This window comes from Streptomyces sp. CC0208 (assembly GCF_003443735.1).
Lineage (GTDB): Bacteria > Actinomycetota > Actinomycetes > Streptomycetales > Streptomycetaceae > Streptomyces > Streptomyces sviceus.
On sequence record NZ_CP031969.1, the window covers coordinates 6,994,280 to 7,007,081 of the forward strand.

14 protein-coding genes are annotated in these 12,802 nt (G+C 72.0%); 6 read left to right on the forward strand and 8 right to left on the reverse strand.

All coding sequences use genetic code 11. The features are described from left to right. Positions 1 to 34: 34 nt before the first annotated feature. Genes D1369_RS32130 through D1369_RS32140 form a run of 3 tightly spaced genes read right to left on the reverse strand, consistent with a single transcriptional unit; the run spans position 35 to position 1,723 of the window. On the reverse strand, positions 35 to 442 hold the full coding sequence (locus D1369_RS32130; protein WP_037899483.1) for a Rieske (2Fe-2S) protein: 408 nt from the start codon (positions 440 to 442) through the stop codon (positions 35 to 37). Next, a complete protein-coding gene (locus D1369_RS32135) occupies positions 439 to 1,020 on the reverse strand; it encodes a DUF6529 family protein (RefSeq protein ID WP_007381031.1) in 582 nt (193 codons plus the stop codon). The genes D1369_RS32130 and D1369_RS32135 overlap by 4 nt, the downstream gene beginning before the upstream one ends. Positions 1,021 to 1,042: 22 nt before the next feature. Next, positions 1,043 to 1,723 (reverse strand): hypothetical protein, encoded by a 681-nt coding sequence (locus D1369_RS32140; protein ID WP_037899480.1) that lies wholly within the window; start codon positions 1,721 to 1,723, stop codon positions 1,043 to 1,045. A gap of 233 nt (positions 1,724 to 1,956) precedes the next feature. On the opposite strand from D1369_RS32140, the gene aroH reads away from it, so the two are divergent. From aroH to der, 5 genes are all read left to right on the forward strand, one after another. Then, positions 1,957 to 2,319 (forward strand): chorismate mutase, encoded by a 363-nt coding sequence (gene aroH, locus D1369_RS32145; protein ID WP_007381029.1) that lies wholly within the window; start codon positions 1,957 to 1,959, stop codon positions 2,317 to 2,319. After that, the gene (locus tag D1369_RS32150; protein WP_118082752.1) at positions 2,316 to 3,401 is read left to right on the forward strand and encodes a prephenate dehydrogenase; all 1,086 of its coding nucleotides are present in this window, start codon (positions 2,316 to 2,318) and stop codon (positions 3,399 to 3,401) included. The genes aroH and D1369_RS32150 overlap by 4 nt, the downstream gene beginning before the upstream one ends. A 114-nt stretch (positions 3,402 to 3,515) precedes the next feature. Further along, complete coding sequence (gene cmk, locus D1369_RS32155) at positions 3,516 to 4,202, forward strand: (d)CMP kinase (protein ID WP_007381027.1); 687 nt, start codon at positions 3,516 to 3,518, stop codon at positions 4,200 to 4,202. After that, the gene (locus tag D1369_RS32160; protein ID WP_007381026.1) at positions 4,160 to 4,876 is read left to right on the forward strand and encodes a lysophospholipid acyltransferase family protein; all 717 of its coding nucleotides are present in this window, start codon (positions 4,160 to 4,162) and stop codon (positions 4,874 to 4,876) included. The genes cmk and D1369_RS32160 overlap by 43 nt, the downstream gene beginning before the upstream one ends. 77 nt (positions 4,877 to 4,953) lie before the next feature. After that, a complete protein-coding gene (der, locus tag D1369_RS32165) occupies positions 4,954 to 6,432 on the forward strand; it encodes a ribosome biogenesis GTPase Der (RefSeq protein WP_007381025.1) in 1,479 nt (492 codons plus the stop codon). 51 nt (positions 6,433 to 6,483) lie between these two features. Here der and D1369_RS32170 read toward each other — a convergent pair whose 3' ends face one another. Beyond that, a complete protein-coding gene (locus D1369_RS32170) occupies positions 6,484 to 6,807 on the reverse strand; it encodes a hypothetical protein (RefSeq protein WP_007381024.1) in 324 nt (107 codons plus the stop codon). A gap of 77 nt (positions 6,808 to 6,884) precedes the next feature. After that, entirely contained in the window at positions 6,885 to 7,667 is a 783-nt protein-coding gene (locus D1369_RS32175) for a hypothetical protein (RefSeq protein WP_007381023.1), read from the reverse strand. Between the two features lie 518 nt (positions 7,668 to 8,185). Here D1369_RS32175 and D1369_RS32180 point away from each other — a divergent pair. Further along, on the forward strand, positions 8,186 to 8,830 hold the full coding sequence (locus D1369_RS32180; protein ID WP_007381022.1) for a transglycosylase family protein: 645 nt from the start codon (positions 8,186 to 8,188) through the stop codon (positions 8,828 to 8,830). 36 nt (positions 8,831 to 8,866) lie between these two features. Here D1369_RS32180 and D1369_RS32185 read toward each other — a convergent pair whose 3' ends face one another. The 3 genes from D1369_RS32185 to D1369_RS32195 are packed head-to-tail and all read right to left on the reverse strand — an operon-like array spanning position 8,867 to position 12,713. Further along, on the reverse strand, positions 8,867 to 9,526 hold the full coding sequence (locus tag D1369_RS32185; protein ID WP_037899471.1) for an ATP-binding cassette domain-containing protein: 660 nt from the start codon (positions 9,524 to 9,526) through the stop codon (positions 8,867 to 8,869). Then, complete coding sequence (locus D1369_RS32190) at positions 9,523 to 12,237, reverse strand: ATP-binding cassette domain-containing protein (protein WP_037899469.1); 2,715 nt, start codon at positions 12,235 to 12,237, stop codon at positions 9,523 to 9,525. Before D1369_RS32190 ends, D1369_RS32185 begins: the two co-directional genes overlap by 4 nt. Then, on the reverse strand, positions 12,237 to 12,713 hold the full coding sequence (locus D1369_RS32195) for a hypothetical protein (RefSeq protein ID WP_037899467.1): 477 nt from the start codon (positions 12,711 to 12,713) through the stop codon (positions 12,237 to 12,239). Before D1369_RS32195 ends, D1369_RS32190 begins: the two co-directional genes overlap by 1 nt. Positions 12,714 to 12,802 lie beyond the last annotated feature (89 nt).

Consider the following 12,802-nt stretch of genomic DNA (forward strand, 5'->3'; position numbering starts at 1 on the left):
GGACGGTGCGCCGAGGCCGCTTTCGTAAAAGGCCCTAGGCGAGCTCGATCGAGTCCCCGCTGACCCTGATCTGCTTCTCGGGCAGCGGCCTGGTGGCCGGCGGGTTGGCCACCGAGCCGTCCGCGATGTGGAACTTGCTGCCGTGGCACGGGCAGTTGATGGTGCCGCCGGAGACACTGCTCACCTGGCAGCCCTGGTGGGTGCAGATGTCCGAGAAGGCCTTGAACTCGCCCTTCTTCGGCTGGGTGACGACGACCTTCTCCTCCTTGAAGATCTTCCCGCCGCCGACCGGGATCTCGCTCGTCTTCGCCAGTTCGGTGCCGGCCTGCACCGAACTGGACCCGGAGTCGCTGTTCTCGTTGCCGTACTCGCTGCAGCCGGCGGTCAGCGTGGCCGCGCCCGTCGCGAGAAGGATCGTGCGCCGCGTCGGGCTCTGTGTCATGTCGTGACTCCGAAGGTGCGGAAGAACCAGAGGGCGGAGGTCAGCCAGAGGATCGTGAGCGCGCTGAAGACGAGCCCGCCGACGATCGGCAGCAGCCACCCGGGAAGTCGCTCCGAGCGGAGCAGCAGCATCTTGGCACTGAACACACCGAAGAAGAAGCAACCCAGGAGGGAGTGCCACAGAACGCGTGATTCGTACGACTGGAAGCCCAGCGCGTACAGACAGTGCACCGCGACCGGGACCGCGACGAGGAACGCCACTCGGCCGGACCAGCGGTGCGCGGTGGCGGACCAGCTCGGGCCCGGCAGCTTGCCGTACACCATCAGTGCCGAGACGAGCTGTACGAGCGCGAAGAAGAACGCGACCGTCGCGAGCCATGACTTCACCGCGCCGGTGCTGCTGAAGCCGGCGAGGTTGAAGGCCGTCCCCGCCGGGTCGTGGACCTTGCCGTAGGCGCCCAGGGCGACCGCCACCGCGGCGGCGACCAGGGCCGGGATCAGATAGCGGGCCGCGCCGGGGCGGCGCTCGGGTTCGGGCGAGGGCCAGCTCTGGGTGGCCGCGTTCGGGTCGACGGTCATGATCGGCTCCCTCGGGAGGAGGTCAGGGGGTTACCGGGCGGGCCGTGAGCTGCTGTCCGTCGACCGTCACCGCACCGGTCTCGGGGTCGATCCTCGGTGCCGGGGAGGGCTTGCCGTCGCGCTTGAGGATGCCGACCTGTTCGCCGTCCGGCAGCACGATCCAGCCGCCTTCGATCCTCGCGCCGGCCACGGTGCTGTTCGCCCGGTAGAGCCCGGACGACTTCTTCGTCCTGCCGATGGTGAAGGCATGGTTCCCGCTGCCGACGTGGGCCGTGCCGCGGATCTCCTTGGTCCCCTTCACCTTGCCGTCCAGGCTCGCGCCGCCCTTTCCGGTGAGCCGCAGGCTGCCGTCGTCCTTGACGTCGCCCTGGAGCCACGACTCGATGTTGTGGCCGTCGCAGACGTACGCGATCGCCTTGTCGTCGCGCACGGTGATCGCCACCGCGGAGGAGTCGTCGTCGGTACGGCCCGTGTAGACGCCCGCGGGCACGGGGGTCCGGGCCGGGGACGGGCTGGGCGGCGTGGACGTCCGCGCCGGTGGGGTGCTGGGTGACGCCTTGGTGCTGGGTGACGGCTTCACGGACGCCGACGGCTTCTCGTACGACGACGTGGACTTCTCTCCCGTGGTGGCGTTGAGCGAGAGCATGAACAGGCCGACCAGCAATCCCGCGAGCAGGGTCAGCAACGGTCCGGAACGCTTCATGAAATGGGGCCTCCCCCGAGGCGAGTTTCCTGCCATCAGAGCGGACCCGGGGTCCCGCGTCCAGAGGCGCACGGGCGTGTTCGCACCCCTGGTAGCGGAACTGGGACATTCGGGTGACATCGGAACGGTCCGGGAGGCCGTCTCAGGAGGCGGGCGCCCCGCACCCGGCCCGCACCGGCTGACTAGGCTGGTTGTACAAAGAGCCGGGTTGTACATCAGCAAGGAGCAATGCCGTGGCGGTACGAGCGGTCCGGGGCGCCGTCCAACTCGAACAGGACGAGGCCGGCCACATGGACGAGCAGGTCGGGGCGCTGCTCACCGCCATCATGGAGCGGAACGAGCTGACCGCGGACGACCTGATCAGCATCTGGTTCACGGCCACGCCCGACCTGCACAGCGACTTCCCGGCGGCCGCGGCCCGCAAGCTCGGCATCGTCGACGTACCGTTGATCTGCGCGCAGGAACTGGACATCGAGGGCGCCATGCCCCGGGTCGTCCGGGTGCTCGCGCACATCGAGTCCGACCGGCCCCGCGCCGACATCGCACACGTCTACCTCGGCGCCGCGGCCGCCCTGCGCAAGGACATCGCCCAGTGAGGACCGCACTCGTCATCGGGACCGGGCTGATCGGGACGTCCGCCGCGCTGGCGCTCGCGGGGCGGGGCGTCACCGTCCACCTCGCCGACCACGACCCCGAGCAGGCCCGCACGGCCGCCGCGCTCGGCGCGGGCACGGACGAGGCGCCGGAGGGGCCGGTGGACCTCGCGATCGTCGCCGCGCCCCCCGCGCACGTGGCCGGAGTGCTGGCCGACGCGATGCGGCGGGGAGTGGCCCGCGGGTACATCGACGTGGCCAGCGTGAAGGGCGGGCCGCGGCGGGAGCTGGAGGGCTGGGGACTCGACCTCTCCTCGTACATCGGCACGCATCCGATGTCCGGGCGGGAGAAGTCCGGGCCGCTGGCCGCCTCCGGGGACCTCTTCGAGGGGCGGCCCTGGGTGCTGACCCCCACCCGGGACACCGACACCGAGGTGCTGAACCTCGCGCTGGAACTGGTCTCGCACTGTCGCGCGGTGCCGGTGGTCATGGACGCCGACGCCCACGACCGTGCCGTGGCGCTCGTCTCGCACATGCCCCATCTGGTCTCCAGCATGGTCGCCGCGCGGCTCGAGCACGCCGAGGAGGCCGCCGTACGGCTGTGCGGCCAGGGGATCCGGGACGTGACCCGGATCGCCGCGTCCGACCCCGGGATGTGGATCGACATCCTCTCCGCGAACCCGGGTCCGGTGGCCGATCTGCTCACCGATGTCGCCGGGGATCTCGAGGAGACGGTGCGGGCGCTGCGGGCGCTGCAGTCCGCGGACGAGGCGAAGCGGGGCGAGGGCACGGCCGGGATCGAGGGCATGCTGCGGCGGGGGAACGCCGGTCAGGTGCGGGTGCCAGGGAAGCACGGGTCGGCTCCTCGGATGTACGAGGTCGTGGCCGTACTCATCGACGACCAGCCGGGGCAGCTCGCCCGGATCTTCGCGGACGCCGGGCGGGCGGGGGTCAACATCGAGGATGTGCGGATCGAGCATGCGACGGGGCAGCAGGCCGGTCTGGTGCAGCTGATGGTGGAGCCGTCGGCCGCACCCGTGCTGGCGGCCTCGTTGCGGGAGCGGGGCTGGGCCATTCGGCAGTAGGGCAGGAGTCCGGACGAGGGCGTCCGGACGAGTGACGCGCACCCAGTAACCTGGTGCGGGGCACAGTCGCGCCCCCACACCACTCGCCAGACCGCACCCGAAAGGTGTCCCCCCGTGGAAAACGGCGCCGCCCAGCCCGTGATTGTCGCCATCGACGGCCCCTCCGGCACGGGCAAGTCGAGCACCTCGAAGGCTGTCGCCGCGCAGCTGGGGCTGAGCTACCTGGACACCGGGGCCCAGTACCGTGCGATCACCTGGTGGATGGTGACCAACGGGATCGACATCGACGACCCGACCGCCATCGCCGCCGTGGCGGGCAAGGCGGAGATCGTCTCCGGCACCGACCCGGAGAACCCGACGATCACGGTGGACGGGACGGACGTGGCCGGACCGATCCGGAGCCAGGAGGTCACCTCGAAGGTCAGCGCCGTGAGCGCCGTACCCGAGGTGCGGGCCCGGATCACCGAGCTGCAGCGGTCCCTGGCCACCTCCGCCGAGAAGGGGATCGTCGTCGAGGGCCGGGACATCGGTACGACCGTGCTGCCGGACGCCGACCTCAAGGTCTTCCTCACCGCCTCGCCGGAGGCCCGCGCCGCCCGCCGCAGCGGGGAGCTCAAGAGCACCGACATACAGGCCACCCGCGAGGCCCTGATCAAGCGGGACGCGGCCGACTCCAGCCGCAAGACCTCGCCGCTCGCCAAGGCGGACGACGCGGTCGAGGTGGACACCACCGAGCTCACCCTCGCGCAGGTCATCGAGTGCGTCGTCACCCTCGTCGAGGAGAAGCGGGCCGGGAAGTGAGCACGGACTCCTCCGGCAGGGCTGCTGCCGGTACGGCTCCTTCGGAGCGGGGCGCCGAGGTCGGGCGGCGGATCGGCGTCGGGCTGATGTACGGGCTGTGGAAGCCGCGCGTGCTCGGCGCCTGGCGGATGCCCGCGACCGGGCCCGCGATCCTCGCCGTCAACCACTCCCACATCATCGACGGCCCGATGGTCATGGGCGTGTCACCCCGGCCGACGCACTTCCTGATCAAGAAGGAGGCGTTCGTCGGGCCGCTGGATCCCTTCCTGACCGCCATCGGGCAGGTCAAGGTGGACCGCTCCGGCGCCGACCGCGGGGCGATCACCCGGGCACTGGACGTCCTCAGGGCCGGCGGGGTCCTCGGTATCTTTCCGGAGGGCACCCGGGGCGAGGGCGACTTCGCCTCCCTGCGGGCCGGGCTCGCGTACTTCGCGGTGCGCAGCGGGGCACCGGTCGTGCCGGTGGCGGTTCTGGGAAGCTCCAAGAGGCCGGGACGGTTGATAAAGGGGCTGCCTCCGCTGCGCAGCCGGGTCGACGTCGTCTTCGGCGACCCCTTCGAGGCGGGCGACGGCAGCGGACGGCGGACGCGCAAGGCGCTCGACGAGGCGACCGAGCGCATCCAGAAGCAGCTCAGCGCCCACCTGGAAAACGCCAGGCGCCTGACCGGGCGCTAGGCGACACTGAGTAGTGGATCAAACCGGCGGAAAACCGGGGATCCACCGATCACCACGATGAACGAGGTACGGACTTCATGAACGACCACATCCACTCCGAGGGCTCGGGCGAGGAGCACGACCACGGGGCGCTTGGCGATGCCGAGTACGCGGAGTTCATGGAGCTCGCCGCGGAAGAGGGCTTCGACCCCGAGGACGTCGAGGGTGCCATCGAGGCGGCCGGCCACGGTCCGCTGCCCGTGCTCGCCGTCGTCGGCCGCCCGAATGTCGGCAAGTCGACTCTGGTGAACCGCATCATCGGGCGCCGTGAGGCCGTCGTCGAGGACAAGCCCGGCGTCACCCGCGACCGCGTCACCTACGAGGCCGAGTGGGCGGGGCGCCGCTTCAAGGTCGTCGACACCGGCGGCTGGGAGCAGGACGTCCTCGGCATCGACGCCTCCGTGGCCGCACAGGCCGAGTACGCCATCGAGGCCGCCGACGCCGTCGTGTTCGTCGTGGACGCCAAGGTGGGTGCCACCGACACCGACGAGGCGGTCGTACGACTGCTGCGCAAGGCCGGAAAGCCCGTGGTGCTGGCCGCCAACAAGGTGGACGGCCTGAGCGGCGAGTCCGACGCGGCGTACCTGTGGTCCCTGGGACTCGGCGAGCCGCATCCGGTCTCCGCGCTGCACGGCCGGGGGACCGGCGACATGCTGGACGCCGTCCTGGAGGCGCTGCCGGAGGCACCGCAGCAGACCTTCGGCACCGCGATCGGCGGCCCGCGCCGGATCGCCCTCATCGGCCGCCCGAACGTCGGCAAGTCCTCGCTGCTGAACAAGGTGGCCGGTGAGGAGCGGGTCGTCGTCAACGAGATGGCCGGCACCACCCGTGACCCGGTCGACGAGCTGATCGAACTCGGCGGAGTCACCTGGAAGTTCGTCGACACGGCCGGTATCCGCAAGCGGGTCCACCTCCAGCAGGGCGCCGACTACTACGCCTCGTTGCGTACCGCCGCCGCCGTCGAGAAGGCCGAGGTGGCGGTCATCCTGATCGACGGCTCCGAGTCCATCTCGGTCCAGGACCAGCGGATCGTCACGATGGCCGTCGAGGCGGGCCGCGCGATCGTCCTCGCCTACAACAAGTGGGACACCCTCGACGAGGAGCGCCGCTACTACCTGGAGCGGGAGATCGAGACCGAGCTCGGCCAGGTCGCCTGGGCGCCGCGGGTGAACGTCTCGGCGAAGACCGGCCGTCACATGGAGAAGCTGGTCCCGGCGATCGAGACGGCTCTGGCGGGCTGGGAGACGCGGGTCCCGACCGGACGCCTCAACGCCTTCCTCGGCGAGCTGGTCGCCGCCCACCCGCACCCGATCCGGGGCGGCAAGCAGCCGCGCATCCTCTTCGGCACCCAGGCGGGCACCAAGCCGCCGCGGTTCGTGCTCTTCGCCTCCGGGTTCATCGAGGCGGGCTACCGGCGCTTCATCGAGCGCCGGCTGCGCGAGGAGTTCGGGTTCGACGGCACCCCGATCCACATCTCGGTGCGGGTGCGCGAGAAGCGCGGCACGAAGAAGAAGTGACGTACGCATGAGGAAGGGCGGCCCCCGCCGGGGGCCGCCCTTCCTCATGCCTCAGTTCCCTCTGCGCGGACCGGGTGGCAGCGCCGCCGGGACGTGGTGCATCCCGGTGTGCTGCTGCCCGATGTGTCCCACCCGCTGCCACTGCGACTGCTGGCGGGCGCTGAACGCCCCCGCGCTGTAGGCGCTGTACGAGCTGCTGAACGAGCCCGAGGCGTGCGGGATGTTCCCGAACGCGGTGAAGCCCAGCTCCTCCTCGCCGCTGCGGTCGCCCGGCAGCGAGCGGAAGGCCTTGACGTACTCGGAGTAGAGCGCGTCGTAGATCGGCGTGGCCGATGGTCCGCCGGGAAACCGGCGCGGAGCGTCGTATGGGTGCACGTATGTCCAAACGACACCGGGGACCCCGGGGATGCGGTCCGGCGTGATCCTTCAGTCGGTCGTCACGTCCCCGCGCTTCACGTCCCCGCGAGAGGCATCGCGGCCGCGACCAATTTCCCGTTCGCCGCCGCCTTGTCCAGCGCGTCCCGCAGCAGGTCCTCGCGGGGCTGCCGTCCGATGGACCCCACCGGCGCGGCGAACATCAGCACCTGCTGGTGCTTGTTGGCGGCCGCCCGCCAGCTCTCCGTGACCTGGAGCGGCTGGTGCGCCTGCCACCAGGCCACCGGCTGCCCGCCGTTCGCCGACGGCTGGAGCACCGCGTGCAGCTGCCCCACCGCCAGCAGCACCGACCAGCCGTGCAGCACGGGCGGCACCGACTCGATCGCCGTCAGCGGCATGAACCCCTGCTCGATCAGCAGCGGCAGGAAGTCGTCGCCGCGTCCCGTCGCGCCCGGCCGCGCGATCGGCCCGGTCGGCTCCACGACCAGCGCCGGGTGCAACTCCCCGGCGATCAGGACGAGTCCGCTGGTCACCCCGAGCACCGCCTGCTCGGGTACGACCTTGTCCGGGTCCAGGTCGACGGTGTCGCCGGTGATGGACTTCACCGCTCCCCGGAGCTGCTCCTCGGTGACCTGGACGACCTGGGAGGGCAGGCAGGTGGCGTGGGCGAAGGCCAGGACGGCGGTCTCGTCGCCGATGAACAGGACGGTGCTGGTGCGCTCCTGTTCGGAGTCGCCCTGGGTGCGGCAGGACGTGCAGTCGTAGCCGCCGGGGGCGTTCTCTCCGGCGAGCAGCCGGTCGGCTTCTTCGTCGCCGATCTCAGCGCGTACCTCGTCGCTGACGTCGAGCATGCGCGGCACGGGTGGCTCCCTCGGATGTGGTGCCCGGGTGGGTCCCGGGCTCATGAAGAAGACAACGGGTGATCTGTGGCGGGAGTCACGCCCCAGGGCGAACGGAATCGAACCAACCACCGCGCAGGGTCACCTGGGGTGCGGAATCAGGCACTCAGTGTCAAGTAGAGGGATATCAAAGGAAGTTGGTTGCGTGAAGTGGGTCACAGGTCTCTGGGAGGACTGGTCGACAAATCAGGAAATCAACTAATGAAGTGGGTGACCGAAAATCGACGATACCCGCGGTAACGGCCAACTGGCCTGGCGCGACAAGGTGTTGGTTGCTGTCGCCTCCACAGTCTCTCTACATTCCTCCGCCGTGTGCAGCGAGCACCGCTCGGGAACGTCCGCCGACGTACGAAGCCAGCACCACGCACTACGCACCACGCCCCACTTTCCGGCGGACGGGGCAGAGCGCGACCACCCGGCCCCTGCGCCGGGGAGCGCGCGCCGTCTTGGGGACCCCGAGTCCTTGGAGAGGGAACTACATGTCCGAATGTGCTCATACCTCGCGCGACAACGTTCGTAAGACCCGAACCACCGTGGCCCTGGCCGGGGCCGCCCTGCTCGCGCCCCTCGGACTGCTGGCCGCGGCCGGCAACTCGGTGGCGGCGGACGGCGGAGTGTGGGACCGCATCGCCCAGTGCGAGAGCGGCGGGAACTGGCACATCAACACCGGGAACGGCTACTACGGAGGACTCCAGTTCTCCGCCGGCACCTGGCGCGCGTACGGCGGTACGGCCTACGCGGCCACCGCCGACCAGGCCACCAAGTCCCAGCAGATCGCGGTCGCCACCAAGGTCCAGGGCGCCCAGGGGTGGGGCGCCTGGCCGACCTGCTCGGCGCGCGCCGGAGCCTACGGCAACGCGCCCGCGGCCTCCTCCGGCCCGGCGGGCACCTCGTCCGGGACCACCAAGGCCGCTCCCGCCGAGCCGGCGAAGACCCCGACCCGTGCGGAGAACCACGCCGACCGCAGTGTCTCCCGTGGCGACTACACCGTCCGCCCCGGCGACACGCTGAGCAAGGTCGCCGCCCGGCACGGGACCACCTGGCAGAAGCTCTACGCCGTCAACAAGGCCGTCATCGGCACCGATCCCGACATGATCGTGCCCGGGCAGCGCCTCGACATCTGAGAACTGTCCGTTGACGGTTGGAGGCGTACGGGGCGGTCAGGCTCGCCCCGTACGCAGCTCCGCCGCCTCCCCGCTGAACACGACCGAGCCGCGCCGCAGTTCGTACACGATCGTCGTCCGGTCGTGCAGCGTGGGTGGGAGCCGCTGCTCGGCCACCACCACGCACGCGTCCAGCCCGGCGAGGAGTTCGTACGTGCGGGCCGCGACCGTGGGGGACATGCCCTGCGCGGGTTCGTCGACGAGAACCACGCGCGCGCGTGCCAGGAGGGCACGGGAGAGGGCGAGCATGCGCTGCTCGCCGCCGGAGAGGGTGCCGGCGCGGCGGGGGAGCAGGGGGGCGAGCTGCGGGTAGGCGTCCAGGGCCAGGTCGGCGGCGGGAGCGGCGAGTTCGAGGTTCTCGCGGACGGTGAGGGACCCGAACACCGCCTGGCGCTCGGGAACCAGACACAGACCGCGCCGGGCCCGCTCGTACGCCGGTACGCGGGTCACGTCGGTGCCGTCCCACACCACGCTGCCGTCGGTGAGCGGCACCGTTCCGGCCAGGGCGCGCAACGCCGTCGTACGGCCGGAGCCGTTGCGGCCCAGCAGGACGGTGAGGCCGGGGCCCGGGGCGGTGAGGGTGATGCCGTGCAGGGCCTCCAGCGGGCCGTAGCGCACGCGCGCGTGGCGCAGGGACACGGCGGTCTTCGCTGTCATACGGCGGTCTCCCGGGCGTCGAGCGTGTCCAGCACGTGGGCCGGGGGGCCGGAGGCGATGATGCGGCCCGCCGTCATGACGTGCACGACGTCCGCGAGGTCGGCGACCAGGTCGAGGTCGTGCTCGACGACGAGGAGGGCGGTGCCGTCCGCCGCGAGGGACCTCAGGACGCGGGCCAGGGCGGCCACCTCGGCGGTGTCCAGACCGGCGGCGGGTTCGTCGAGGAGCAGGACGCTCGGGGAGCCGGCGAGTGCTCTGGCGAGTTCCACCCGGCGCAGGGTGCCGGTGGGGAGGCCGGCGGCGGGGGCGTTCGCTCGGGGGCCGTTCAGACTGCACAGCCTCAGTGCCCGGTCCGTCGCTGCCGGGTCCGGGACGTGGCCCTGCTCCGCGCCCACCTGGATGTTCTCGGTCACCGTCAAGGTCGGGAAGACGGCGAGTTGTTGGAAGGTGCGGGCGATGCCGAGGCGGGTGCGGGCGTGGGGGGACAGGCGGGTGATGTCCCGGTCGCCGTAGCGGACTTGGCCCTGTGACGGGCGGATGGTTCCGGCTAGGCAGTGGAAGAGGGTGGACTTTCCGGCTCCGTTGGGGCCGATGATCGCGGTGATGGTGCCGGGTGGGACGGTGAGGTCGACTCCGGCTAGGGCGGTGAAGCCGTCGTAGCGGGCGTGGAGGTCGTGGGTGGTGAGGACGGCCCGGCCTTCGGCCGGGATCGTGTTCCCACCCGCACCACCCGTGCGGGTTTCGTGATCGGGTGCGGGTGGGGCGTCGTTCGTAGGTGCGGGTGCGGGTGCGGGTGCGGGTGCGGGTGCGGGTGCGGGCGCGGGTGTGGACACAGGTGTGGACGTGCGTGCACGGACGGATGTGTGCAGGCGTCGTCTCACCTCGGCTCCCAGCGAGGTCAGGACGGCCGGCCCGCTTGGCCTCAGCCGCCCCGCCACCGCGCGCACCGCCTCGTAAGGCCCCCCGGGAAAGCGGCCCACCAGCACCGCCAGCACCCCGATCAGCGCCGCCGCCACCCCGCCCCGGGCCCCCGCGTCCAGGCCGACCAGCAGAGCCGCCGCTCCCAGGGCGCCCAGCGTGCTGTCGGCGCCCAGGACGACCACCGCGGCGAACCAGAGCAGGCCGCGGACCGGGTCGTAGGCGGTGGGATCGAAGGCGCGCAGGCCCATGCCGAGCATTCCGCCGCCCAGGGCGGCCAACGCGGCGCCCGCGACGAAGGCGAGGAGTTTCAGGGCGGGGACCCGGACGCCTGCCGCCGCGGCGCCGGACTCGTGGTCGCGCAGGGCGGCCAGGGCCCGGCCCGTGCGGCCTCTGCGCAGCGCGTGGGTCGCCAGCAGGGCGACGGCGAGCAGGGCGAGCTCCAGGACGTAGTACGCGCGGTCGCCGTCGAAACCCTCGGGACGGCCCAGGGACAGGCCGGACGTGGCGTACGGCTGGGCGAAGACGAAGCGGCTCACGCCGACACCGACCGCGAAGGTCGCGAGGGCCAGTGCCAGGCCCCGGCGGCTGATCGCCGGCCAGCCGGTCAGGAGGCCCAGGGGGGCCACCAGGACCACCGCCAGCGCGAGCGCGGCCAGCTCCGGAACGCGGGGCAGGCCCGGGAAGCGGCCCGCCGCCAGCAGGGCCGTGAACAAGGCGCCCAGGCCCGCGTAGGCCGCTTGGCCGAGGGAGATCTGGCCGCCCCGGCCCGTCACGACCACCAGGGAGAGCAGCACCACGCCCAGCGCGGGGACCTGCACCGAGGTGTGCAGGTCCGAGCCCGCGAAGCCCAGTGGCAGCAGGAACAGCACCACCGCGACGATCCACGCGCCCTGAGGGGTCGGCACCCGCGCGGTGGCCGTGCGCGGGAGCGCGTCCCGGGTGCCGATGCGGGGGAGTGCCAAGGACGCGATCAGCAGGGCCACGACGAACAGGTTCGCCCCCACCGCTTGGAGCAGCGGTTCGCCCCAGCCCGACGGGTGCAGTCTCGTCAGCTGGCTCTGGGCGACTCCGACGGTCAGCGCGACCAGCACCGCCACCGGCAGGCTGCGCATCCGCGCGGCCACCGCGACCGCCACCACCTCCATGACGAGCAGGGGCAGCCCGTACGGGTCCAGGCGGACGTAAGGGGCCAGCAGGACGCCCGTCAGACCCGCCGTGAACGACCCGAACGCCCAGCCGGCCGCCGCCACCCGGTCGGCGTCGATCCCGCCGAGCACGGCCAGCCCGCGGTCGTCCACGACGGCCCGCAGCTCCCGTCCGAAGCGCGTCCAGCGGATCAGCGTGCCCACGCCCGCGGCCAGGACCAGGGCGACGGCCAGCTGCCCCCACGGGTCCGCCGACACCAGCTCCGGGGCGTCGTCCCGGGCGCCCTGGCCCCACAGCAGCGCCGCCCCGCCCACCAGCAGCACGAAGACGCCGATGGAGGCCACCAGGGTCTGGGCCGGGTCGCCGCCCAGGACGGACAGGGGCCGGAAGACGAAACGCTCCAGGAGCACGCCCAGGGCCGGTGCCAGGAGCAGCAGGGTCACCGCGGCCCCGGCCCACAGCGGCCAGCCCCACTCGACCACGCACTGCCGCAGCACGTACGCGCACACCATCGCGATCGCCCCGTGCGCGAAGTTCAGCACCCCGGTCGCGCGGTACGTCACGATCAGGCCGATTCCGGTGAGCGCGGCCGCACTGCCGACCGACAACCCGGCGAGGGTCAGGTCGTAGGTCAGCGACGACATCAGTCGGTTTCCTCGACGGGCTCGCAGATCGGGCAGGGCCCCAGCTCACCGCTCGCCAGGAGCTTGGCGTCCACCGGGACCGACTCCGCCTTCCCGGCGACCAGCGGACAGTCCGCGCGATGCCAGAGCGTGCCGCCGGGCACCATCAGCAGGTCCCCGCTGACCGCCAAGGGCGCCCCGGCCGCCGTGCCGGACTCCTCGGCCCCGGTGGGCTCAGCGGCGACCAGAAGGCCGTACAGCTCCTCCACGCGCGCGGCGGCGAGCGCGCCACGGCCGTGGGTGAGGAGCACCGCCCCGGCGACGATCAGCGCGGCGCCGGGCACCGTGCAGGAGGCGAGATAGGGCAGCTGCCGCTCGGCGTAGAGCTCGCCCGACACGCCGTACCAGCCGAGGACGCACAGCACCGCGCCCGCGGCGAGCGCGGCCCAGCCGGCCCACAGGACGGGGTGCACGGTCCGCAGTCGGGCTGTCCGCATCTCTGGCTCCCACATGTCGCATGCCTGTCCATGTAAGCCAATCGCTTGCACTATGCCTTCTTGAAGCTGACCCTGAAAGCACCGGGCGC

Bases quoted from the DNA above. Each gene is read 5' to 3' on its own strand.
- D1369_RS32130 (WP_037899483.1), bottom strand. From the start codon at position 442: ATGACACAGAGCCCGACGCGGCGCACGATCCTTCTCGCGACGGGCGCG.
- D1369_RS32180 (WP_007381022.1), top strand. From the start codon at position 8,186: ATGTCCGAATGTGCTCATACCTCGCGCGACAACGTTCGTAAGACCCGA.
- D1369_RS32190 (WP_037899469.1), bottom strand. From the start codon at position 12,237: ATGTCGTCGCTGACCTACGACCTGACCCTCGCCGGGTTGTCGGTCGGC.
- D1369_RS32135 (WP_007381031.1), bottom strand. From the start codon at position 1,020: ATGACCGTCGACCCGAACGCGGCCACCCAGAGCTGGCCCTCGCCCGAA.
- der (WP_007381025.1), top strand. From the start codon at position 4,954: ATGAACGACCACATCCACTCCGAGGGCTCGGGCGAGGAGCACGACCAC.
- D1369_RS32195 (WP_037899467.1), bottom strand. From the start codon at position 12,713: ATGCGGACAGCCCGACTGCGGACCGTGCACCCCGTCCTGTGGGCCGGC.
- D1369_RS32185 (WP_037899471.1), bottom strand. From the start codon at position 9,526: ATGACAGCGAAGACCGCCGTGTCCCTGCGCCACGCGCGCGTGCGCTAC.
- D1369_RS32140 (WP_037899480.1), bottom strand. From the start codon at position 1,723: ATGAAGCGTTCCGGACCGTTGCTGACCCTGCTCGCGGGATTGCTGGTC.